We start from the raw sequence: 22,628 nt of genomic DNA, 5'->3' as shown, positions 1-22,628 counted from the left end.
GAAAGTGTCCCTATTCCACAAAACAAAAAGCGAAAGTCGAGTATGACTTTCGCTTTCTTCGTACCATCAGTGCTTTCCATGCAACTTAACAGTTCATCAGAGTTTAAAGTTGCCAACCAAGCCGTGAATTTCTGTTCCAGACTGTGATAGCTGCGTGCTGATTGACTCGGCATGCTGCAACGTCTCATTAATGTTGTTCACGATCTGTTGAATAGCCACTAAGTTTTGGTTGATGTCTTCTGCAACCGCGCTTTGTTCTTCTGCGGCAGACGCGGTTTGAATACCCATATCTCGAATTGTTCCGATAGAATGATGAACACCAGAAAGAGATTGCTGAATGAGCGCAGATTCTTCCGCCGTTTTGACACCTCGTTTTTGGCTCACCGACATCGTACTGACCGCTCTTGATACACCATTTTGTAGCTGCTTGAGCATGTCGCCAATTTCATGAGTACTATTTTGCGTACGACTGGCTAACGAGCGCACTTCATCCGCAACGACGGCAAACCCTCGACCTTGCTCACCGGCTCTAGCCGCTTCAATCGCCGCATTTAGGGCCAACAAATTCGTTTGCTCGGCTATCTCGCCAATCACATCCAGCACTTTGGTTATTTTTTCGGTCTGTAAACTCAACTCAGAAATTGCATCTGACGTGCTGTCTATCTCCGTCACGAGTTCGGTAATGCCTTCTATTGCTTGCTCGACCTCATGCTGAGCGGCGGTGACTTGACTGTTGGCATCGTCAATTGCCTGCGCGGTCGCATTGGTATTGCTGGCTACTTCTTTGGCAGTCATGCTCATTTGCGTCACTGCCGTCACAACTTTGTCCGTCTCTAAACAGTGATCCTGCATTTGACCGCTCGCTTGGCTGGTCTGAGTGTTCAGGCTTTGAGAAACGGTCTGTACTGTCGTCGCAGAGCGATGAATGTCCTGCATCAGTGGGTGCAGCTTATCCATAAACTCATTAAACGCGGCCGCCACTTCACCAACTTCATCCTGACTTTCGACTTTTAAACGAGCCGTTAAGTCACCGCCGCCTGCGGCAACATCTTTTAATGAAGCCGCGACATGTTGTAATGGCTGAATACCTTTAGACACCACGATACTGGTGAGAACACTGGTAATGATCAATCCAATAACGGAAATCAACACGGCAGATAATGTATGCTCTTTTAGCTCTTGAGTCTTTAACTCTCTGTGCATCGCAACTTGCTGGTCGATGTCATCAATATAAACGCCAGTACCTAAAACCCAGTCCCATTTCGATAGATATTCTGCATAGCCCAACTTAGGCGCTTGTGCGTCAATGGTCGGTTTGTGCCACGAGAAATAGAGGAACCCATCCCCTTTTTGAGAAGCGTCAATCAAGCCCGCAATAACTGCGACCCCATTTTCATCTTTTAAGTCGTAAAGGTTTTTACCCTCTAATGCAGGTTTGATGGCGTGCAACGTATTCACACCTTGAGAGTCGTAGGCAAAAAAGTAACCATCGCTTTCAAAGCGCATGGCTTTCAGAATTTCTTTTGCTGCCTCTTTATTACTTCCATTTACATCCGTGTCGTATAACGGTTTTATCGCCGTCACGCCCATCATCATATAGGCTTGTAACTCTTTCTTTTTCGTTTCGATGAGCTCTTGCCTGTCTCTTGCCAGCTCCACTTCCAAACTTTTACTGCTGTTGATGTAATACACCACTGAGATCAACGTGGTGATCAACAACAGCGGAATTAGGGTTATCAGCAGCAATTTGTTTCGACTTTTCAACACCATGGTTTCCACTACCTCTTTTTCTTTTCAGACTTGCAAACTCCGCGCAACTTGTCTGTGAGGTAGGCGAGAATTTTCCCTTCCTCGGTCAGATTAACACTATGGAGTTTGATGTGAATTATCTTCTCGTTATATATGCTCGGGCGGTCAGACTTTGAATTGTGTTAAAATCCGGTCATCAAATTGGAGATCTCACATGCAAACACTAGCAGGAAAGAAAATTCTACTCGGCATCAGTGGCGGTATTGCCGCGTATAAATGTGCGGAGCTAACCCGTCGCCTCATAGAGAGAGGAGCGCAAGTTCAAGTTGTAATGACGAAAGCCGCAAAAGAGTTCATTACCCCTTTAACCATGCAAGCCGTTTCGGGCCGTCCTGTCTCGGACAGTTTACTAGACCCAGCAGCGGAAGCCTCTATGGGCCATATTGAATTGGCCAAATGGGCAGATTTAGTGCTATTAGCGCCCGCGACCGCGGACTTAATCGCGCGCATGTCCGCAGGCATGGGGAACGATTTACTTACTACGCTCGTGCTCGCGACGGATTCCCCTGTTGCTGTTTCTCCGGCGATGAATCAACAGATGTATCGCAATATCGCAACCCAAGAGAACATCGCTACGTTAGCGCGTCGTGGTATGCACATCTGGGGCCCTGCGGCAGGAGAGCAAGCCTGTGGTGATGTAGGACCAGGTCGAATGCTGGAACCAATGCAGCTAGTACAGCTATGTGAACAGTTCTTTCAACCAAAATTGCTAGAAGGTAGGTCGATACTCATTACCGCCGGACCAACTCGCGAAGCGATTGATCCAGTGCGTTACATTACGAACCATAGCTCCGGGAAAATGGGCTATGCATTGGCGAGCGCCGCAGCGCAGATGGGAGCAAAAGTCACCCTCGTGAGCGGTCCTGTCAGTTTAAATACGCCCGTAGGTGTTGAGCGCATAAATGTTTCCAGTGCACAAGAGATGCACGAAGCCGTTATGACACATGCAAACCAGCATGATGCCTTTATTAGCTGCGCTGCCGTTGCCGACTACCGCCCACAAACGATCGCGTCTCAAAAGTTGAAAAAGACAGAAGACAACGACGAAATGGTCATTAATATGGTTAAAAATCCTGATATTGTTGCATCTGTGGCAGCAATGACGGAGAAGCGTCCGTTTACCGTCGGTTTTGCGGCTGAAACCAATGATGTAGAGACCTATGCTCGAGGCAAGTTAACAAAGAAAAACCTCGATATGATCTGTGCAAACGACGTTTCGGTTGCAGGGCAAGGATTTAACAGCAACGACAACGCAATTACCCTTTACTGGCCTGAAGGTGAACTTGCGCTCGCTTTGGAATCAAAAGAAGCATTGAGCTTTAAAATTCTCGAAAAAATGCATCAATTGATGTAACTAACGTTTGAAAACCCTGCCAATTTTTTACAAAAGCTGGCATAAATTTGGTACAAAAATGACAACTAAGGGTGTTAAATCTCCCATTCCACCCTTAGTGGTCTAGTTTGAGGCGAAATAGCGTCTTATAATCCCCTCCGCTCAACTTTGTATTTTGAAAGGAAGTAACTAATGGCCGGCAGTAAAAAATCCAACCGTCGTGAAGAAATCTTACAAGCATTGGCAGAAATGCTTGAATCAACAGATGGCGCTTCACGCATTACTACGGCAAAACTGGCCAAGCAAGTCGGCGTTTCAGAAGCCGCGCTGTATCGTCATTTCCCAAGTAAAGCGCGCATGTTCGAAGGGTTGATTGAGTTCATTGAAGAAGCCTTGATGACACGTATCAACCGTATTCTAGACGACGAAAAAGATACACTAGAGCGTATTCGTATGGTGATGCACCTTATTTTGGCGTTCTCTGAACGTAACCCAGGTCTGACACGCATTTTGTCGGGTCATGCTCTAATGTTTGAAAATGAACGTCTACGTGAACGCATCAATCAACTCTTTGAGCGTATAGAAACACAATTGCGCCAAATCCTGCGTGAACGTAAGATTCGTGAAGGGAAGTCTTTCCCTGTCGAAGAGCGCATCCTAGCCGCGCAAATTCTGGGACAAGTTGAGGGGAGCCTAAACCGCTTTGTGCGTAGCGACTTTAAATACCAGCCGACTGCAAACTTTGACGAGTACTGGGCGCTTTTGAGTGCACAAATAAAGTAAAAGACTATGAGTAAAGACAAATACACGCAGCCCGAGTTTTCTCTTTCACTTCTTCACCCTCGTAACTGGGGCGTATGGCTTGGTTTTGGTCTGTTGGCCATCCTCGTCAATATTCTTCCTTATCGGCTGCTGCTTTCATTAGGTCGTTCACTCGGTAAACTTGGCATGCGCTACGGTAAAAAGCGTGTCCACGTTGCTCAGCGTAACTTAGAATTGGCCTTTCCAGACAAAACACCTGAAGAGATTCAACATATTGTTGAAGAGAACTTCAAAAATACCGGTATGGCACTGATAGAAACCGGAATCACTTGGTTCTGGCCGACTTGGCGCTTTAAAAACCTGATCGTCGAGAAAGATCTCGGCGCACTGCGTGAAAAAGCCAAAGAAGGTAAAGGCGTCCTACTTTGTTGTGTCCACGCTCTTAATCTAGAGATCACTGCGCGTGCTTTCGCCGTGTTAGGCGTGGCCGGGTACGGCGCGTTTCGTCCGCATAATAATCCTGCTTATAACTTTATCCAGTATTGGGGACGGACACATAACGGCAATAAACTGATTGATCGTAAAGATGTAAAAAAGATGATTCGTGTATTACGCAGTGGTGAGCGTCTGTTCTATTTACCGGATCACGATTACGGTCGCAAAAAATCAGTATTTGTGCCCTTCTTTGCCGTAGACGATGCGTGTACAACAACAGGCACGAGCATTCTGGCGTATACCTCAAAATGTGCGATCATCCCAGGCTCAGGGTTTCGCAATGACGAAGGAAAATACGACATCATCGCCGATAAGTGCATTGAAGCCGACTATCCACAAAAAGACGAAGTCGCCGCTGCCGCTTATATGAACAAGTATGTGGAAGAAGTCATTCTACGCGCTCCAGAGCAATGGATGTGGCTCCATAAACGCTATAAAACCATGCAAGATGAGCATGTCGAGAAAGGCATTCGCTATAAGTAAGTGGTCAAGGCGATGAATCCAAAAACAAAAAAGGGCAGATGAATATCCATCTGCCCTTTTTACTTTTTCAGAAAAAGTAACCAATTAAATGCCGTATTCTGCGCGGTATGCTTTGACTGCTTCTAGATGCTCTTTGTCTGTGCCTTTCTCTTCAAGGAAAGTCACAAGGTCAGTCAGGCTAATGATTGAGATGATTGCACAACCAAAGTCACGCTCCACTTCTTGAATCGCAGACAACTCACCTTTGCCTTTTTCTTGGCGGTCAATCGCAACCAACACACCAGCAAGGTCTGCGCCATTTGCTTGAATGATTTCCATCGATTCACGAATCGCAGTACCTGCTGTGATTACGTCATCCACTAGCATGATACGACCTTCAAGCGCAGAGCCTACAAGGTTACCGCCTTCGCCGTGATCTTTCGCTTCTTTACGGTTGAAGCAGTAAGGCGTGTCGATATCGTGGTGATCCGCCAGCGCGACTGCTGTTGTCGTCGCGATTGGGATACCTTTGTACGCCGGGCCAAACAGCACATCAAACTCAATGCCAGAATCAGCAAGCGCTGCTGCGTAAAAACGACCAAGACGCGCTAGGTCACGACCAGTATTGAAAAGACCAGCGTTAAAGAAGTACGGGCTTTTACGGCCAGATTTCAAAGTAAACTCACCAAACTTAAGAACTTCTTTCTCAAGTGCAAACTCAATAAATTCACGCTGGTATGCTTTCATTATTTTCTCTCTATGTCCTTGGTTTCTTGTGTCTCTTCTCGACAATCATTCATTTCTCTATTGTCGAGATAAAAAAATAGCCCCCATAATGGGAGCTATTTAAATCAATTGGCTAACGCCGCCTTCTGCGCTGCGACAATTTCCGTAATGCCGACTTTCGCCGACTCTAGCAGAGCCATCAGCTGCTCGTGACTGAACGGTTCACCTTCTGCGGTGCCCTGAATTTCAATCATCTTGCCTTCTTCGGTCATTACTACGTTCATGTCTGTGTCTGCCGCTGAATCTTCAACGTACTCAAGGTCACACAGAACATCATCACCTAGCAAACCAACTGAAACTGCCGCTACGTGGCCTTTCATTGGGTTTGCTTTTAGCTTGCCGCTATCTACTAGGTGTTGGAACGCATCGGCCATTGCAACACTTGCACCGCTGATGGATGCAGTACGCGTACCACCGTCAGCTTGGATAACATCACAGTCAACGGTGATCATGAACTCACCCATGGCTTTTAGATCGACAACAGCGCGTAGGCTTCGCGCGATAAGACGCTGAATTTCCATCGTACGGCCGCCTTGTTTGCCACTTGCCGCTTCACGACGAGTACGCGAATGTGTTGCTCGAGGTAGCATGCCGTATTCAGCTGTAACCCAGCCTTTACCTTGACCTTTTAGCCAACGTGGCACAGATTCTTCGACGGTCGCATTACACAACACTTTGGTGTTACCGAACTCAACTAGCACTGACCCTTCAGCGTAAGCTGTGTAGTTACGAGTAATTTTGATAGGGCGAACTTGATCCGCCTTGCGATCGTTTGGACGCATGGGCATCTACCTTAAATATGAGGAGAAGACGATTTGGTTGGGCGAAGATTATAACGGAATCGATTCCGGATTCATAGGTTACGCATCTGGCACAACATAAACAATCCATACATCCCGCGCACCTATCGACGCAGCGTGATACACTCTTGAAGTAATTTTCAAAAAATGAAGACAGGAAAATTCGATGATTTACAGTATGACAGCGTATGCACGCAAAGAAGTAAAAGGCGATTGGGGTTCTGCGGTATGGGAAATCCGCAGCGTGAACCAGCGTTATTTAGAAACATACTTCCGCATGCCAGAGCAATTTCGCGGGTTAGAGCCCGTTTTACGTGAGCGTTTTCGTAAGCGCTTAGCGCGAGGCAAAGTAGAATGTAATCTACGCTTTGAAGCAAACCCTGCCGCAAAAGGTGAGCTTAGCATCAATGAAGCGCTTGCTAGCCAGGTAATTAAAGCCGCTGAACAAGTCATGCACATGACTGGTGAACTGAGCCGAATCAATCCATTTCAAGTCATGCAATGGCCGGGGGTAATGGAAACGCCAGAGCAAGACATGGATGCGGTAAATAAAGTGCTACTAGAAGCGTTTGATGGCGCAATGGATGAATTTATTGAAGCGCGCGCTCGTGAAGGCGAGAACATGAAGGCGCTAATTGAGCAACGCCTAGAAGCGATCACATCAGAAGTTGTGAAAGTGCGCGCACGCATGCCAGAAATACTAGAGTGGCAACGTGAGCGTCTGTTCTCTAAATTTGAAGATGCGAAAGTAGAGTTAGAACCATCTCGCGTTGAGCAAGAGCTTATCCTTCTGGCACAGAAATCAGACGTAGCAGAAGAGCTAGACCGTCTTGATTCTCACGTAAAAGAAACCACAAACATTCTGAAAAAAGGTGGCGCAGTCGGTCGTCGTCTGGACTTCATGATGCAAGAGTTCAACCGTGAATCGAACACGCTAGCGTCGAAATCCATCAGCACCGACATCACCGCTTCGGGCGTTGAACTGAAAGTTCTAATTGAACAGATGCGTGAGCAGATCCAAAACATTGAATGATCTAAAAGTCATCGAGTATTGAAACAAAAAAGCCCCGCTAATACGGGGCTTTCTTTTATTCGTCTTTTTCCAAGGTTCTGTTATCAACGTAGGGCCAATAATGGTGCCCAATTCTGATCAGCAAAGTAGCCGCAGCCAAAATAAACGCAGCCAGAGATAACCACACAACCAAAACCGCATCCAGCTCTTTCATTCCGAGTGTGATGTAGCGGGCGATCGCCATCATCGCGATATAGATAGGATAGCGTACCGGAATTTTACCATTCATCACGAACTGCTGCACCATGGCGAGCACTTCCAGATAGATAAACATCAAAAGAATATCTGTGAGTAAGACACGCTTCTCTACAAATACGTGCACAAACTCTTGCATCATGGCGTACAACGTCGCCAAGGTAATAGAGACTAATAACACCGCCTCCAAAATATGGAAGACTCTCAGGAAAGGTCGACTAAAGGATTTCGGTAAATTCGACGGCATGGTCCATTATCCAAACAAAGAAAATAGGCCTTGAGTTTAGCATGCAACGATCTTCAATCAATCAGAATAAACATCAATGCGAATCGACTCCAAGTCCTGGCATTTGCTTATAAAAACGCTCCGCTTATTTGGCGGAGCGTTTTTGTGTTATAGGACCTGTGGCATCACTTACGCCACTTGCTGCTTTTTTTCAGCTACGCGCTTTTTCTTCCGATATTTAGGGTGAGTGATCGGAATCGCAGATAGGAGTTTTTTGGTGTATTCGTTTTGCGGGTTTGCATAAATTTCTTTAGCGCTGCCTGCTTCTACCACTTTACCAAAATACATCACGGCAACTTTGTCAGAGACATGTTTCACCACAGAGAGATCGTGAGAGATAAATATGATCGCCAAGTTCATTTCTTGTTGCAGTTGTAGCAATAGGTTCAAGATTTGCGCCTGTACCGACACATCTAACGCAGATACCGATTCATCACAAATCAGCAGTTTAGGCTTCAATGCAATCGCGCGAGCGATACCGATACGCTGCCGTTGTCCGCCTGAAAATTCATGTGGATAACGGTTTACTGCCGTTTCTGGTAATCCCACTTTGATTAAAAGCTCTTTTACCCATTGTTTACGCTCTGTTGGCGTGCCAATTTTATGAATAACAAACGGTTCTTCCAGAATCATACCGATGGTATGACGCTGATTGAGTGACTCCATTGGGTCTTGAAAGACGATTTGCATGTCTTTACGCAGCGAGCGCATCTCTTTAACAGACAGTTTAGTGATGTCTTTACCTTCAAAGAAAATCTTACCTTCTGTTGGCTCGTATAACTTTAAGATCGTGCGACCAAGGGTGCTTTTACCACAACCTGACTCACCAACTAGCCCCAGTGTTTCACCTTCAGAAACAGACAGTGAAACTCCGTCTACCGCTTTGATGGTGTAGCCTTTCTTGAACAGCCCTTTACCAGAAACAAAGTGCTGCTTAAGATTTTCAATTCTTAATACTTCTTTTGCCATAACATCCTCTTTTATGACTGGTTCACTTTGCTCAGTTAACTGGCAAACATACTGGCATCAATAGGCTTGATATCGATCATCTGCTTTGGCTCATTATCTAAGCTCGGCATCAACCCCATCAAACGCTCTGTATATGGGTGCTGTGGGTTATCAAACAACTCAAAAATTTCTGCTTTTTCGACAATACGCCCGCCATACATCACGGCAACATCATCACACACTTCTGCCACAACCCCGAGATCGTGAGTGATGAAGATCATCGCCATGCCCGTTTCTTCCTGAAGCTCGTTCATCAGTTCAAGGATAGACGCCTGAACCGTAACATCCAACGCTGTAGTCGGTTCATCACAAATCAGAATATCCGGCTTACAGGCCAATGCCATCGCGATCATGACACGCTGGCGCATACCACCAGATAGGTTATGGGGATACTCATTCAATCGCTTCTCTGGCATTGGAATTTTTACTTTTGCCAGCATTTCAATCGAGTACGCCTCCCGCTCCTTTTTGTCGAGCTCAGGTCGATGGAGCTCAAGCACTTCACATATTTGACGACCAATGGTGTGCACTGGGTTGAGCGCCGTCATCGGGTCTTGGAAGATGATCGAAATGCGATCGCCACGCATGGCGTACATCTCTTCCGCAGGCAAATCAACTAGGTTGGTGCCGCGATAATTCACTTCACCTTTGATAATGTTGCCATATGGCTTAGGTAATAGCCCCATGATCGACATTGAGGTTACGCTCTTACCACTACCTGACTCTCCTACCAGACCGAGTGTACGTCCAGCTCTCACATCAAAGTTCACACCATGCAGAACCTTCACTGGCCCATCATCGGTGGTAAATTCAACTTCGAGATCTTTAACACTTAGGATTACATCGTTTTCCATAACCAATCCTTACAGCTTATAAGTGTCATCTACGACAACAACAGGTTCAAAAGCTTTGCCTGACTTCATCGCTTGTTTCGTTTCTTTTTTGATATCACTATCAATCCAGTAAGTGCCATCGCCTATGATTGCACCACTGAACAGCGCCTCTGTCATGCGATTCATTGGCTTATCTGGAAACTTTAACCAGCGCCAGTGACCATAGCGGACATAAGGAACCATGTAGCCTGGGACGATAACGTGAGCATCAATGATGTCACGCTGAATCTCATGACCTAGCTGGATCTTTTTATCCATATCCATGCCAAAACGATACTCGATGATCTTTTCATCCAGTTCAGGCGTGCTGTAGTTTGTGAAAGAGTTAGTTTGCGGCTTGTTCGCATTGACTGAATGGAAATACTCCCAATACGTTGGGATCTCAGACGTACCCATATCTAAGAAAGCCAAATCGTGCTTTTTCTCACGTACGTATTTGAACATGGATGAGCCATCAACTAACTTGAGCTCAATATCCAGCCCTGCTAGCTTGGCTTGCTCACGCAAAAAGGCAATACGAGGAGTATGAACAGGTGTTCCGTAGGTCAGCTCGAAGCTTAAGCGCTCACCTTTATCATTGACACGAATACCATCAGAACCAATTTTGTTAAAGCCTGCGGCTTCGAATGCCTCGGCCGCTTTTGCGGGATCAAACTTCGGTGCCTTAGCATCTGGTAGGGTGTATTTACCATGACCATAACCGGTCGGGTTCGGTTTACGGGAGTAGTCGCCACGCATGACATTCTCTATCATGCCATCAAAGTCAATCGCGTAAGTAATGCCCTTGCGAATGTTTAAATCATCCAGCAAAGGCATCGCGGTGTTCATCCATACACCACCAGCCCCAACTGGAAATTGGTTGTAACCCCAGAACTTTTGAATGTATCCCTTTTGGTAAGGTTCCGTATTCGATTTATCATGCCATAAGCTTGGTAAAACAAGACCAAATGCATCCAGCTTCCCTTTCTCAAAGTGCTTCATCGCGATATCACTGTCGCGAATCACTGTGATGCGGATTTTGTCGACATTATAACGATGTTGATAATACTTATTGCTGTAACCCCACCAGTCTTCACCGACATGTTTGAAGGTAACACTTTTACCTTTTTTAATGTCATCTAGGTAGTATGCACTGGTCGTTGGTTCACTTTTAAAATTGTAGTAGCGGACAAAGTTGTCATGTATACCGTCACCATTTTCATCTTTTGAAGGGTTAGCATAAAAATGTGCGGGACGTGGGCGCAGGGCCCCCATTCGTAACAGCAACTCTTCCGGATTAAACTCTTTCGCCGCCTTAACAGCAAACGTGTGAGTGTCGTACTTGATAACATCCGCAATCGTTTTGTTGTAGTAATCGTTGTACCAAGGCTCCAAGATGTCCTTGGAACGATAAAACTTCAGCATGAACACGAAATCGTCGGCAGTCACAGGTTTGCCGTCCGACCATTTGGCTTCAGGGTTGAGTTTAAAATAGACCGTTTTGTTGTCACCTGCTAACGCCCACTCGTTAGCAAGCTCAGGGATAAACTCTAAAGTATCTGGGTGGCGGACCACCAAGCCTGGTGTTTCATCTAAAATAAAAGAACGTAGCCCTGCATTAGCATCTGGGCCAACACTACGTAACGTCTGCGGGAAACTTGACATAAAGGTGCGATAAGTCCCTCCACGTTTCGCTTCTGGCGAACCATATTGAGGCTCATCCCAGTTTGTTTGCCAGTTTAAGTCAGTCGGAAGCGTTGCTGACATTGCACCAAAACTCAGGGCGCTCAGCGTGGACGCTAAAAATAATTTCTTCATAAAACTTCCCTTTTTTATGTTTTGCTCACAATGCTCGCTTAAACATAGCGTGTGAATTTTTTCGGGTCGAAAGCCGCTCGAATGGCTTCACCAATAAAGGTCACCATTACCAGAACCAGAACAATAGAAGTCACTACTGACGCAACAATCCATGGCGAATCTAAGTTTGACTTACCTTGTTGCAGTAGTTCACCCCAACTTGGCGTTGGTGGCATCAAGCCTAATCCTAGGTAATCTAGAGCAGTCAGTGCTGTGATGTTAGCTGCAATAGTGAAAGGCGCTAGGGTTACAATCATCACCATCGTATTTGGCAAGATGTGATTAAACAAGATACGTCCGGTCGATGCCCCTAAAGCACGAGCCGCCATTACATATTCTCGTGCCGCTTCTTTATAGGTCATGGTCCGCATGTACCATGTCATACCCATCCAAGTGAAAAGCACGTTAATAGCGACAAAGAGAGCAAACGTCGGTTGAACGATTGAAACAAGAATCATTATGACGTACAAAAACGGTACCATTGACCAGATTTCGATAAGTCGCTGTACAAACAAGTCAAATTTACCGCCCCAAAAACCCATAGCACAACCGACTGCAGTACCGATCGCGTAGGAAATGGCCATCGTAAGCAACGCAAATCCCATCGCCGTTCTGAATCCGTAGACGAGTCGCGCCAAAATATCGCGACCTATCACATCTGTACCTAAATAATGCTTATTTTCGGCACTAGGTGCTGTTGGCGGGAAATCACCACTAAAATCTTGTTCATATGGGTTCCACGGCACAAGCGGCAAAATAACAAAGTTGTCGCCCCCTTCAGCCTCAAACGCTTTTTGCAGTACACGATAATCGGCTTCACTGGATGACTCTTGGCCGAATTCGCTACCTAAACGTACGTCACTGACAACAGGAAAATAGTAGCTACCATCGTACTTGACGACTAGCGCTTTACTGTTGATCAAAAGTTCGGCGAATAGAGAAAGGAGCAACATGATAGAAAGAGCAACAAACGACCAATAGCCTCGTTTGATCTCTTTAAAGTGACGAATTTTCTTTTGAGTTAATGGACTAACTTTAATCATGTTACGCTCCAAACTTCACACGTGGGTCGACTAAAGCAACACAAATATCTGAAATGATGTTACCAATGAGCAGTAACAACGCATTAATGGCGACAATACCCATAACAACAGGGTAATCACGCTCCATGATTGATTCGTAACCTAATAAGCCAATGCCATCAATATTGAAGATAACTTCAATCAGGAAGGCACCGGTCATGAAGAACAACAAAGAGTTACCAAAGTGACTCGCGATTGGAATTAAGCTGTTACGCAACGCGTGCTTACGAACTGCTTTTTTGAAAGGTAATCCTTTCGCAATTGCGGTGCGGATGTAATCTGAGGAAAGGTTTTCCATCAGGTTATTTTTCATTGTCATCGTCAGCGTGGCAAAATCACCAATGAGGTAACAGATCAAAGGCAACACCGCATGCCACATAATGTCTTTAGCGCGTTCAAAGAAGGTTTCGTAATCGTCGAAGTCATCGCCGACAAAACCTCCCATCGGAAACCATTCCAAGTGATAACTAAATAACGTGATCAGCAATACACCCACCACATAACCTGGTAGCGCGTAGCCTACGAAAATGAGTACTGAAGAAGCGGAATCAAACACAGAACCGTGCTTGAGTGCCTTATAGTAACCAAGAGGAATCGAGATAAAATAACTAATAAAGAAGGTCATGCCGCCATAAAACAACGACACTGGCAAACGCTCTGCGATCATGTCCGAGACAGGCTCGTAGTAACGCGTCGACTCGCCAAGATCTAGCATTACCAAACGACTTAACCACTCGACGTACGCTTCCGTTACTGGTTTATCCAGGCCATAAAACGCATTCAGCTCCGCGATTTGATCGTCAGAAAGGGCCGTATTACCACCAGCAGACGTCATTGATGCGGCGCCGTCCCCCTGGGACTGCATTTGTGACAACATGCGTTCAACAGGTCCGCCAGGCACGAAACGAGTGATAGCAAAGATGAGAATAGTTATCCCGAGAAACGTTGGGATAACCAACGCCAAACGGCGTAAAAAGTACGACAGCATATACAACTTGCTCCTTGTCTACTGTCCAGTTCAAACGGAGTGAAAGAGGATATTTTCCGCCCAAAATGGTGCATATTTATCTCGTAGTAACTAAAACTGTTGAAGCACACTCCCTGCGCCTCAAGAGCTAGACTTTTCTACTACTGCAATAATTTCAGCGTCATATTTATCTTGAATCCACATCAGCTTCAAGTGTTTGAAACCAAAACATGACAAACTTCCTTCGATGTCGAAAAACAGAAATGTTTTTGTAAAAAATTATAAAAAACCACAAAAATAATTCATACAGAATATCAATCTAGGCTGTTTAGAGCCAAAACCCCACATAAAAATGCACCCTACACACATAAATAGACACATGATCCAAGGTTATATTTGACCTAAAAATACGAGTGAGCCCTTTAACCGCAATGGGTATCATATTTTGATACCACCTAATAAGTTCGAGCTAACAAAGTATGGATTCGATATAAAACTCATCTCAGAACAATTCACTGGAAAAATATCTTTTTCCAGATTCAATTACCCACTAAAAAACCATAGGCAAGATAAGTCATTAAAGTTTATAAGAAACACAAAATACGGTGTTTTATTGAAATTTAATATCGATTCATAAACATTATTCGGTTTTTTATTCCGCCTTTTAAATAAAGCCTGGTTATTTACATCTTTTTTACATTTAAGCATCCCCGTTTACCACTGGTTTGACTTCCTTTTTTCATCTCGGTTATACATTGGCCGAACGTTAACGAAATATTAACGTCACATTTGGCCGCTATGCGGCCAGACATAGGAAATAATAATAATCGGAGCAACAAGGATGTATAAAAACACAACCGCTTTATCTGTTGCGATAAGCCTTGCTTTGGGGACAGCAGCAGTTGCAGCCCCAGCAACAGCACTGGCAGAAGAGCAGCAAGTTGAAAAACTTCAAAAGATGAAAGTTACTGGTTCGCGTATCTCCACGACGGATATGGAAGGTCCTTCACCAGTTACTGTTATTAATAGTAAAGACATTGAGTCTAAAGGCTTTAACAGCGCGCAAGACGTATTGAACAGTTTGACCCAAAACACAGGTGGTGTAATGGCTCAAACAGACTCTTTCTCGTTTACACCAGCAGCGCAGTCAGTCAACTTACGTGGCCTTGGCGCATCACGCACATTGATTCTTATTGATGGCCGTCGTCTTCCTCAATACCCGCTAGCACAAAATGGTACATCTAACTTCCAAGATATCGGCCAAATCCCTGTCGCCGCCATTGAGCGTGTTGAAGTAATGACCGACTCAGGTTCTGCTATCTACGGCTCCGACGCAATCGGTGGTGTCGTAAACTTCATTTTAAAGAAAGACTTTGATGGCGTTTCTGTAAAAGTACGCGCGGGTGACGCGACGGATGGTGGTTACCAAAACGGCCGTTTAGACGTTGTGGCTGGCAAAAACTTTGACGACAAACGTATTCTCTTCGTTGGCCAATTTGCGGGCAACGAAATGCTAAAGCAATCTGACCGAGATGATTGGGCTGGCGATGACGGTTCTAGCCGTTCTCAGCTAAGTGGCTACTCTAGCTACGGTGCAAACTTTGAAGGCGCCAACGGAACACTTCTAACACCAGCTGATGCTGGTTCTTCATGTAAAGAAGTCGTTGGTGATGCCGCGATTGAACGAGCGGATGGAAAGTGTGGTGTTAACCGTTCTGCATACCGAACATTAAAACCAGAAAACAAACAAGTAGACCTACTTTTACGTGGTGAAATGGACATTAACGACAATGTCACTGCCATGGCAGAAGCCCGTTTTGGCTACAAGTCTACAGAATCTGAATTCGAACCTAACCCTTACAGCGTTGAAGTTGATGCCACTCACTTCCGCGGCGAAGGCGAATACACTCGCCGTATGGTCGAATTTGGACCACGCGAAAGTAACACTGAAGCCGATTCTTTTGGCTTAACCTTAGGCTTGAACGGCCTGCTTGCTGATACGTATGATTGGGACCTATCCGCTGGTTACTCTGAGCAAAGCGTTGAAACAAGCAACCCAGCAATCTTCCTAACTCTCGACCAAGCTGTACAAAATGGTGATGTCGATCTTCTAGGGCCTATCTCACAAGACGTTGTAGACAAATACAGCGGCACTTCAAGCAAAGAAGCTTACTCAAAGCTTTACTCTGTTAACGGCTCACTGGCTGGTGATTTGGTTGAACTTCCTGCAGGTATGTCTGGCTTTGCTGTTTATGGTGAATGGAACCGTACTGACTACAATGAGACGATTGATGCTACAACAGCAGCGGGTGGTTTCTCTGGTCTAGGTGGAACATCAGGCGGCGGTGACCGCGATCAGATTGGTCTTGGTGTTGAAGCTCTTATTCCTATCATTGAAGATTTAGAAATGACTGTCGCTGGTCGTTACGACCACTACTTCGACGACTCGGCAACTGGTGGCGCATTCACTCCTAAAGTAGCCCTAGCATACCGTCCTACTGACACCCTATTGCTACGTGGTAGCTACGGTCTAGGCTTCCGAGCTCCAGACTTGAAGCGACTATTTGGTGATCAAACTCGAGGCTTTGGTTCTGGCTTTGACCCAGAGCTTTGTGCCAACGCTGGTGGTAGCGGCCCACAAGATAAAGACAAGTACCCAGAGTGTGATACTCAATACTTCGATACGCTTAATGGCCCTAACTCTGAGCTGAAAGAAGAAACAAGTACAAACATTAACTTGGGCCTAGCGTGGGAGCCTGTGGATGATCTTGGTGTAACTGTTGACTGGTACCACATCAAGATGGAAGACGTCGTAACAGCACCAACTTACCAAGACGTAATTAACGATCCAGGTAAATACCCAGGTACTGAAGTCGTTCGTAACCCAGATGGCACCATCAAGTCGGTATCCTATGGTCCAGTGAACCAGTCGTATGAAGAGCGTTCTGGTATTGACCTAGCGATCAAATACGCATACGACACTAATGAGTTCGGCTCATTTAACACGCGTGTTGCTGTAACGAAGATCTTGATTGCTGAATATCAAGAAAACGACAGCGAGCCTGTAACGGATGAAAGAGATTTCATGCCTGAATACACCGCAACGTTAAATCTTGGCTGGGCATATGAAGATGTCGCTATCAACCTATTTGGTAAATACCGCGACCGTATGTGTTCAAGCTACGCTAACCGTTACTACTTTGATGACTGTGATTCTGCTAAAAAAGCGGGTTACAAAGCAGAAATCGCTAGTATGACAACGTGGAACCTAACGGCTTCTTACCAATTCAACGAGAGTGGTCGTGTAACTCTTGGTGCTATCAACATGTTTGACAAAGTACCGCCTGCAGATCCTCTAAGCGATACCTCTCCATTCTATGCAACTGGGTATGACGATCCAATCGGACGTCAGCTATACGTCGAGGCATCATACGACTTCTAAAAAATATTTGGCGCGGGTTTTCCGCGCCCTTTTCGACTGACTAAAACACTGACAAGGATGCAACCATGAAATTCAAGGAATTTGGTCTCAGTGCCATAGCTGCAGCATTGCTTACTATCAGTAGTAGCTCTATAGCGGCCAACTCTGGTGCTGTCGTTTCCACACAAGCAAAAGCAAATCAATCTTCAGAAGCTTCGCAACAAAAAATCGACAATTATGCCGAAAGTACTGAAGGCATGTTGGCAGAATACAAAGGCTTACTACGTCAAATCGACAGCATGAAAGTCTACAACGAGCAAATTAATCGTATGGTTCAATCACAGCAAGGTGAATTGGACTCATTAAATAACCAAATTGCTCAGATCGATCAAACGGCAACAGAAGTAGTGCCACTAACACTTAAAATGATCGATGCACTCGATGAGTTTGTGACTCTCGATCTGCCTTTCCAGAAAAAAGAACGTAATAAACGTGTCCAAGAACTGCGTCGTCTCATGGATCGCGCCGACGTAACGACTTCTGAGAAATTCCGTAAAGTGATGGAAGCCTACCAAATTGAAGAAGGCTTCTCTCGCTCAATTGAATCTTACAAAGCTAGCCTAGATAGAAATGGGGAAACCGTGACTTACGATTTCCTACGTATTGGTCGCACGGCGCTTTTATTCCAATCTCCAGACGGTGGTGAGACAGGTATGTGGAACCAACAAACACGTCAATGGGAAACATTACCGGAAAGCTACCGCATAGCGGTACAGCAAGGCCTTCGTATCGCGAAGAAGCAAGCGCCACCAGCGCTAATCAAATTGCCTGTATATGCTGGGGAGGAATAAGAGATGAAAGGATTCAAAACTCTAGCCGCTGGTCTACTAGCGAGCTTATTTATGGCTTCAGGCGTACAAGCAGAAACGCCTAAAAACCTATCTGAACTACTCAAAAACGTAAAATCAGAAAGCATCGTTGAGTCAAAAGAGAACAAAGCCCGTGAAGCTGAGTTCAAGAACAACCGAGATAAGCAAGCGGCATTATTGCAACAGGCTCGTGAAGAGCTAGCTTCACAGCAAGCACTGGGCGATCAACTTAAAGCGACATTTGATGAAAACGATAAGCAGCTGACTGAACTAACAGAAACCTTACGTGTTCGCTCTGGTACTTTGGGCGAAATGTTTGGTGTGGTCCGCCAATATGCGGGCGAGTTTAAAGGCTTATTTGCAGCCTCTCAAAACGCAGTTCAGTTCCCAGAGCGTGACGCTCTACTAACGAAACTGGCTGAAAGCAAAGAACTGCCATCAACACAAGAGCTAGAAGCATTCTGGCATACCATTCTTCAACAAGTGGTTGCCTCAGGCGAGACAGCAACAACCCAAGCAACGGTTGTTTATGGCGAAGGTAAAGAAGCGGTTCGCGATGTTACTCTTGTCGGTGAATTTAACGCGATTGCCGATGGTAAGTACGTTACTTATGTACCTCAAACAGGTAAGTTCGAAGAACTCTCTCGACAGCCTCGCACCAATATTACGCGTCATGTTGCAGGCTTTGAGTCAGCGTCAAACAGCTATGAGCCACTGTTTATTGACCCATCCCGTGGTGTAATTCTGTCTCTACTTGTACAAAGCCCTACCGTTCAAGAACGTATTGATCAAGGTGGCATTGTAGGTTACGTCATCCTTGGTATGGGTGCAGTTGGCGCTATCATTGCTCTAGTTTGCTTCCTACGCCTTCAAGTGATTGGCGGTAAAATGCGTAAGCAAGCGAAATCAGAAACCGTGATTCCTGGTAACCCTCTGGGTGAAGTTATCCAAGCTTACCAAGAGCACAAAGGTGACAACCTTGAAGATCTGGAAGCGAAGCTTGACGAAATCATCCTACGTAACGCACCGAGCATTGAACGCTTTATCAGCTCAATCAAACTGTTCGCTTCTGTAGCACCACTTCTAGGTCTACTGGGTACGGTTATGGGTATGATCGGTACGTTCCAAGCAATCACACTATTTGGTACCGGCGATCCTAAGCTAATGGCTGGCGGTATCTCTGAAGCACTTGTTACAACCATGCTTGGTCTGGTTGTCGCAATTCCTCTACTGTTCCTGTACACCATCGTACACAGTAAAGGTCGTCGTTTGGTTCAAACTCTTGAAGAACAGAGTGCAGGCTTCATCGCTCGCTATCAGGAAAAACTACATAAAGCCGAAAGCTAAGGAGGCGCTATGTGGTGGTTAGTTGGAGAACTTGAATCAATTAGGCGCTTCTTGGGAATGGGTGGCGATGTACTCGTCGCCATCTTCATCCTCAGCTTTATGCTGTGGGCAGTATTGTTAGAACGTTGGTTCTATTTTGCTGCCGTCGCTCCAAAAGCCATGAAAAAAGCCGTTGGCTCATGGCAGGGGCGCTCAGAGCACCAGAGCTGGAACGCTAAGATGATCCGACAAGAAATTGTTTCTCGTCAGGACATTGAGAATAAAAAGGGCCTGCCAATCGTGAAAGTATTGATTGCGCTTTGTCCCTTACTGGGTTTGCTCGGCACCGTTGTTGGCATGATCCAAGTATTCGACATCTTAGCGGTAACAGGAACAGGAAGCCCTCGAGCAATGGCCTCGGGGATCTCAAAGGCAACAATCCCAACGTTAGCCGGGATGGTGGCTTCTCTATCAGGACTGTTCTTTAGTTCACGTCTTGATCATTTAGCCAAAGTCACAACGCAAAAGCTGGAAGATAAGCTAAAGCATATTGCCTGAGTAAATGGAATTAGAGGTATAGGTCATGAAAAGACGCTATAGCAGTGATAGCAGTGATGAAACCGCTATCGATATGACACCGATGCTCGACATCGTATTCATCATGTTGATCTTCTTTATCGTAACAACATCGTTCGTCAAAGAAGCTGGTCTAGAAGTAAACCGCCCTACGGCAAGCTCTGCGCAAACCGTGAAAAAAGGTAACATCATGGTCGCAGTTGGTGCGGCGGGTGATGTTTGGGTTGATAAACGCCGCATCGAAGTGGACGCAGTTCGCGCGAATATTGAACGTCTTCGTGCAGAAAGCCCTGATGGCGCAGTTGTTATCCAAGCCGACACTGAAGCAAATGCTGGCGTAGTCGTGAAGGTTATGGACCAGATCAAAATGGCAGGTGTAGAAAGCATCTCCATTGCCGCAACCAATAAGGATTAAGCTTATGCGGTATCTGGCCTCAATTGCACTGGCGCTCATTGTCTCCCTCGGGTTGTTCTGGGGGATGGACAAGCTAGTAAACAAAGAGCGCCACGAGTTAGTGTCGAATGATGACCTGCGTATGGTCGAGTTTATTCGCATTAAACCAGACGAAAAAATACAGGAGAAAAAACGCGAACTTCCAAAACCACCACCGCCTAAGCGTCCGCCGCCACCGCCAGAAATGAAAGTGACAGCGACAGTAAAACCGGTGATGGAGCAGACCCCAATGGATATGCCAAAGCTTGACCTACCCGTAAATGTTACAGGTGGTTCGGTGCTTGGACATTATAGCCAGGGTGGAGGTGCGCAACTCGCGGGTAGCGGAGGTCCAACACCTCTAGCGACATTCCAACCTCAAATGCCTAGGAAGGCTGCGAAAGCAGGAATAGAAAAAGGGGTCGTCTTATTAGAGTTTACTGTAAACGCACGTGGTGCCGTAGAGGACATCAAAGTTCTTAAAGAGCAACCACGACGCTTAGGCCTCGGTCGAGCGGCAAGAAAAACAGTCTCTAAATGGACATTTAAACCAAAATTGGTTGACGGGAAACCTGTTAGCTCGCGCCTATCGCAAGAAATAGAGTTCTCAACCAATTAAGGAGTCACGATGAAAAGTTTATGGAAAAGCAAAGTGGCTTCTTTAATTCTCTTCGCAGGAGTGGCAATGGCCGCTCCTACGATGGCAAAAGAAGCTCCTCAGTTATCAGATCGGACATTTCGAACCGTTAACAAAGTGCAAGAGTTGATCGCAACTGAAAAATATTCAGCAGCGAAAGAAAAACTAGCAAGCGCTTTAGAAAGCACAAGTTCGAAAAAATACGACCGAGCAGTTTTACTTCAGCAGACTGGCTTTTTGTATTCGCTACAAGACAATTATGTGCAAGCAGCAAAATACTTTGCCGAAGCATTACAGCTCGACGCACTTCCCGTTCCGGTTGCTCAACAAGTTCGCTACAGCTTGGCTCAGCTTTACCTAGCTGAAGAAAAGTATACGTTGTCTGTAAAAACGATGAAGGAATGGTTCAAGGTTGCAGAAACAACCAAAGAGAAGCCTCAAGCTCATGCTTATATCACGTTAGCGAGCGCTTATGTTCAGTTGGAAGATTACAAAAATGCAATCCCGCCAACCAAAAAAGCCATCGCGATGAGCAAGAGCCCAAGTGAGTCTTGGTACTTAATTCTCGTTGCATCTCACTACGAGTTAGGCCAGCTGAAAAGCGTTGCCAGTGTACTCAAAACTCTGACTTCAAAGTACCCTCAGAAAAAGCGTTACTGGATGCAACTTTCTGGTGTCTACATGGAGCTAGGTCAAGAGCGCAACTCTCTAGCCACCCTAGAAATGGTTTACAAAATGGGGAAACTAGAAGGAGAGAAGGAATATTTACGCTTTGTAAACTTCTTGGCTTATCAAGGTATTCCATATAAAGCAGCCAAAACTCTTGAAAAGGAAATGGCAGCTGGAAACATTGAAAAGACGAAGGAAAACTATGACCGCCTAGCCAGCTTCTGGCAGCAAGCTAAAGAGCTAGATAAATCAATTCTCGCTTATAAAAAGTCATATAACCTCGCTCCTTCTGCTAAAACGCAAATTCAGATTGCTCGCTTAATGATACAAGACAAGCAGTATTCTGAAGCAACTCGTTTTGTAGAAAGCGCGGCATCCAGTGCCTCTAAAGAGCAAAAGGCAGAACTTGAATACATTCGCGGGATGGCCTATTTCGAGCTTAAGCAGCCACAAAAGGCCTTGCAGGCGATGAAAGGCGCTGCTCAATCGCCAAAATTCAGGTCAACCGTTAGCCCTTGGATAAATTTCCTAGAGTCTCAAGGATAATTCGAAGATTAAGTGTGAGTCAGTCGCACGCCTGGGGAAGTGAAAGCTTCCCCTTTTTTCCGTTTTATCTTTATTAACCCCTATTTTTAACCAGAGTCACTCACGCAAGCCAAATCGGGACTCTAAACCTAAAATCAGCACACTAAACGGTTGTAGAAATGGTTTTAATAACAGAGTGCGCGGATGGTAAGTCCTGTATCACGCTCCTTCTTCGCTGTTTAGGAACACTCTGGCGTAAGTAACTATTTCATCTGAGACGATCACAGACAGAAAGATCAACTGGTAACAAAATAGAGATCATGATACTCTTCGCCTCCATTTTTCTGGCGGGATTATCACCAATATCCACCCCTTTGGTGGTTGAT

The 22,628-nt window shown here is 45.6% G+C and carries 20 protein-coding genes; 11 read left to right on the top strand and 9 right to left on the bottom strand.

Going from position 1 to position 22,628, the window contains the following annotated elements; genetic code table 11:
* Positions 1-96: 96 nt before the first annotated feature.
* The gene (locus tag R7Q09_RS11000; RefSeq protein ID WP_318070479.1) at positions 97-1,770 is read right to left on the bottom strand and encodes a methyl-accepting chemotaxis protein; all 1,674 of its coding nucleotides are present in this window, start codon (positions 1,768-1,770) and stop codon (positions 97-99) included.
* Positions 1,771-1,963: 193 nt separating this feature from the next.
* Here R7Q09_RS11000 and coaBC point away from each other — a divergent pair, with 193 nt between their 5' ends.
* The 3 genes from coaBC to R7Q09_RS10985 all read left to right on the top strand — a co-directional run bounded on the left by coaBC (position 1,964) and on the right by R7Q09_RS10985 (position 4,882).
* Complete coding sequence (gene coaBC / locus R7Q09_RS10995; RefSeq protein ID WP_025768318.1) at positions 1,964-3,163, top strand: bifunctional phosphopantothenoylcysteine decarboxylase/phosphopantothenate--cysteine ligase CoaBC; 1,200 nt, start codon at positions 1,964-1,966, stop codon at positions 3,161-3,163.
* 171 nt (positions 3,164-3,334) lie between these two features.
* The gene (slmA, locus tag R7Q09_RS10990) at positions 3,335-3,925 is read left to right on the top strand and encodes a nucleoid occlusion factor SlmA (protein WP_005379386.1); all 591 of its coding nucleotides are present in this window, start codon (positions 3,335-3,337) and stop codon (positions 3,923-3,925) included.
* Between the two features lie 6 nt (positions 3,926-3,931).
* Positions 3,932-4,882 carry a Kdo(2)-lipid IV(A) acyltransferase gene (locus R7Q09_RS10985; RefSeq protein ID WP_033905948.1) on the top strand — a complete coding sequence of 317 codons (951 nt, stop codon included), beginning with the start codon at positions 3,932-3,934 and terminating at the stop codon, positions 4,880-4,882.
* Between the two features lie 84 nt (positions 4,883-4,966).
* Here the strand turns inward: R7Q09_RS10985 and pyrE are convergent, their stop codons facing one another.
* Positions 4,967-5,608, bottom strand: coding sequence for an orotate phosphoribosyltransferase (pyrE, locus tag R7Q09_RS10980; RefSeq protein WP_104979943.1), 642 nt, complete (start codon positions 5,606-5,608; stop codon positions 4,967-4,969).
* Between the two features lie 104 nt (positions 5,609-5,712).
* On the bottom strand, positions 5,713-6,429 hold the full coding sequence (gene rph / locus R7Q09_RS10975; protein WP_017634994.1) for a ribonuclease PH: 717 nt from the start codon (positions 6,427-6,429) through the stop codon (positions 5,713-5,715).
* Between the two features lie 184 nt (positions 6,430-6,613).
* Between rph and R7Q09_RS10970 the strand changes: the two genes are divergently transcribed.
* The gene (locus tag R7Q09_RS10970; protein WP_151514496.1) at positions 6,614-7,480 is read left to right on the top strand and encodes a YicC/YloC family endoribonuclease; all 867 of its coding nucleotides are present in this window, start codon (positions 6,614-6,616) and stop codon (positions 7,478-7,480) included.
* Between the two features lie 55 nt (positions 7,481-7,535).
* Here R7Q09_RS10970 and R7Q09_RS10965 read toward each other — a convergent pair whose 3' ends face one another.
* The 6 genes from R7Q09_RS10965 to R7Q09_RS10940 all read right to left on the bottom strand — a co-directional run bounded on the left by R7Q09_RS10965 (position 7,536) and on the right by R7Q09_RS10940 (position 13,807).
* Positions 7,536-7,961, bottom strand: a complete 426-nt coding sequence (locus tag R7Q09_RS10965; protein ID WP_222712365.1) for a phosphate-starvation-inducible protein PsiE — start codon at positions 7,959-7,961, stop codon at positions 7,536-7,538.
* A gap of 168 nt (positions 7,962-8,129) precedes the next feature.
* Positions 8,130-8,969 carry an ABC transporter ATP-binding protein gene (locus R7Q09_RS10960; RefSeq protein WP_005379372.1) on the bottom strand — a complete coding sequence of 280 codons (840 nt, stop codon included), beginning with the start codon at positions 8,967-8,969 and terminating at the stop codon, positions 8,130-8,132.
* Positions 8,970-9,004: 35 nt separating this feature from the next.
* A complete protein-coding gene (locus R7Q09_RS10955; protein ID WP_005379371.1) occupies positions 9,005-9,862 on the bottom strand; it encodes an ABC transporter ATP-binding protein in 858 nt (285 codons plus the stop codon).
* Positions 9,863-9,871: 9 nt separating this feature from the next.
* Positions 9,872-11,698 (bottom strand): extracellular solute-binding protein, encoded by a 1,827-nt coding sequence (locus tag R7Q09_RS10950; protein ID WP_017634997.1) that lies wholly within the window; start codon positions 11,696-11,698, stop codon positions 9,872-9,874.
* Positions 11,699-11,736: 38 nt separating this feature from the next.
* Complete coding sequence (locus tag R7Q09_RS10945; RefSeq protein ID WP_053303397.1) at positions 11,737-12,780, bottom strand: ABC transporter permease; 1,044 nt, start codon at positions 12,778-12,780, stop codon at positions 11,737-11,739.
* Position 12,781: 1 nt separating this feature from the next.
* Positions 12,782-13,807: an ABC transporter permease subunit gene (locus tag R7Q09_RS10940; RefSeq protein WP_005384771.1), complete on the bottom strand. Its 1,026-nt coding sequence runs from the start codon at positions 13,805-13,807 to the stop codon at positions 12,782-12,784.
* Between the two features lie 820 nt (positions 13,808-14,627).
* Here R7Q09_RS10940 and R7Q09_RS10935 point away from each other — a divergent pair.
* The 7 genes from R7Q09_RS10935 to R7Q09_RS10905 all read left to right on the top strand — a co-directional run bounded on the left by R7Q09_RS10935 (position 14,628) and on the right by R7Q09_RS10905 (position 22,263).
* The gene (locus tag R7Q09_RS10935) at positions 14,628-17,228 is read left to right on the top strand and encodes a TonB-dependent receptor plug domain-containing protein (RefSeq protein ID WP_137281641.1); all 2,601 of its coding nucleotides are present in this window, start codon (positions 14,628-14,630) and stop codon (positions 17,226-17,228) included.
* Between the two features lie 65 nt (positions 17,229-17,293).
* A complete protein-coding gene (locus tag R7Q09_RS10930) occupies positions 17,294-18,058 on the top strand; it encodes a DUF3450 domain-containing protein (RefSeq protein ID WP_005379365.1) in 765 nt (254 codons plus the stop codon).
* A 3-nt stretch (positions 18,059-18,061) separates the two neighbouring features.
* Complete coding sequence (locus R7Q09_RS10925) at positions 18,062-19,423, top strand: MotA/TolQ/ExbB proton channel family protein (RefSeq protein WP_017634999.1); 1,362 nt, start codon at positions 18,062-18,064, stop codon at positions 19,421-19,423.
* A 9-nt stretch (positions 19,424-19,432) separates the two neighbouring features.
* Complete coding sequence (locus R7Q09_RS10920) at positions 19,433-19,960, top strand: MotA/TolQ/ExbB proton channel family protein (protein ID WP_005379363.1); 528 nt, start codon at positions 19,433-19,435, stop codon at positions 19,958-19,960.
* Between the two features lie 25 nt (positions 19,961-19,985).
* Positions 19,986-20,393: an ExbD/TolR family protein gene (locus tag R7Q09_RS10915; protein ID WP_005379359.1), complete on the top strand. Its 408-nt coding sequence runs from the start codon at positions 19,986-19,988 to the stop codon at positions 20,391-20,393.
* A 4-nt stretch (positions 20,394-20,397) separates the two neighbouring features.
* Positions 20,398-21,030, top strand: a complete 633-nt coding sequence (locus R7Q09_RS10910; RefSeq protein ID WP_005379353.1) for an energy transducer TonB — start codon at positions 20,398-20,400, stop codon at positions 21,028-21,030.
* Between the two features lie 9 nt (positions 21,031-21,039).
* The gene (locus R7Q09_RS10905; protein WP_005379348.1) at positions 21,040-22,263 is read left to right on the top strand and encodes a tetratricopeptide repeat protein; all 1,224 of its coding nucleotides are present in this window, start codon (positions 21,040-21,042) and stop codon (positions 22,261-22,263) included.
* Positions 22,264-22,628: the final 365 nt, after the last annotated feature.

The sequence above is a fragment of the Vibrio sp. 2130-1 genome (assembly GCF_033339515.1).
This window is presented reverse-complemented; position numbering and strand designations above follow the sequence as displayed.

Excerpts from the sequence above, each read along its gene's own strand:
- R7Q09_RS11000 (WP_318070479.1), bottom strand. The coding sequence starts at position 1,770 with ATGGTGTTGAAAAGTCGAAACAAATTGCTGCTGATAACCCTAATTCCG.
- coaBC (WP_025768318.1), top strand. The coding sequence starts at position 1,964 with ATGCAAACACTAGCAGGAAAGAAAATTCTACTCGGCATCAGTGGCGGT.
- slmA (WP_005379386.1), top strand. The coding sequence starts at position 3,335 with ATGGCCGGCAGTAAAAAATCCAACCGTCGTGAAGAAATCTTACAAGCA.
- R7Q09_RS10985 (WP_033905948.1), top strand. The coding sequence starts at position 3,932 with ATGAGTAAAGACAAATACACGCAGCCCGAGTTTTCTCTTTCACTTCTT.
- pyrE (WP_104979943.1), bottom strand. The coding sequence starts at position 5,608 with ATGAAAGCATACCAGCGTGAATTTATTGAGTTTGCACTTGAGAAAGAA.
- rph (WP_017634994.1), bottom strand. The coding sequence starts at position 6,429 with ATGCGTCCAAACGATCGCAAGGCGGATCAAGTTCGCCCTATCAAAATT.
- R7Q09_RS10970 (WP_151514496.1), top strand. The coding sequence starts at position 6,614 with ATGATTTACAGTATGACAGCGTATGCACGCAAAGAAGTAAAAGGCGAT.
- R7Q09_RS10965 (WP_222712365.1), bottom strand. The coding sequence starts at position 7,961 with ATGCCGTCGAATTTACCGAAATCCTTTAGTCGACCTTTCCTGAGAGTC.
- R7Q09_RS10960 (WP_005379372.1), bottom strand. The coding sequence starts at position 8,969 with ATGGCAAAAGAAGTATTAAGAATTGAAAATCTTAAGCAGCACTTTGTT.
- R7Q09_RS10955 (WP_005379371.1), bottom strand. The coding sequence starts at position 9,862 with ATGGAAAACGATGTAATCCTAAGTGTTAAAGATCTCGAAGTTGAATTT.
- R7Q09_RS10950 (WP_017634997.1), bottom strand. The coding sequence starts at position 11,698 with ATGAAGAAATTATTTTTAGCGTCCACGCTGAGCGCCCTGAGTTTTGGT.
- R7Q09_RS10945 (WP_053303397.1), bottom strand. The coding sequence starts at position 12,780 with ATGATTAAAGTTAGTCCATTAACTCAAAAGAAAATTCGTCACTTTAAA.
- R7Q09_RS10940 (WP_005384771.1), bottom strand. The coding sequence starts at position 13,807 with ATGCTGTCGTACTTTTTACGCCGTTTGGCGTTGGTTATCCCAACGTTT.
- R7Q09_RS10935 (WP_137281641.1), top strand. The coding sequence starts at position 14,628 with ATGTATAAAAACACAACCGCTTTATCTGTTGCGATAAGCCTTGCTTTG.
- R7Q09_RS10930 (WP_005379365.1), top strand. The coding sequence starts at position 17,294 with ATGAAATTCAAGGAATTTGGTCTCAGTGCCATAGCTGCAGCATTGCTT.
- R7Q09_RS10925 (WP_017634999.1), top strand. The coding sequence starts at position 18,062 with ATGAAAGGATTCAAAACTCTAGCCGCTGGTCTACTAGCGAGCTTATTT.
- R7Q09_RS10920 (WP_005379363.1), top strand. The coding sequence starts at position 19,433 with ATGTGGTGGTTAGTTGGAGAACTTGAATCAATTAGGCGCTTCTTGGGA.
- R7Q09_RS10915 (WP_005379359.1), top strand. The coding sequence starts at position 19,986 with ATGAAAAGACGCTATAGCAGTGATAGCAGTGATGAAACCGCTATCGAT.
- R7Q09_RS10910 (WP_005379353.1), top strand. The coding sequence starts at position 20,398 with ATGCGGTATCTGGCCTCAATTGCACTGGCGCTCATTGTCTCCCTCGGG.
- R7Q09_RS10905 (WP_005379348.1), top strand. The coding sequence starts at position 21,040 with ATGAAAAGTTTATGGAAAAGCAAAGTGGCTTCTTTAATTCTCTTCGCA.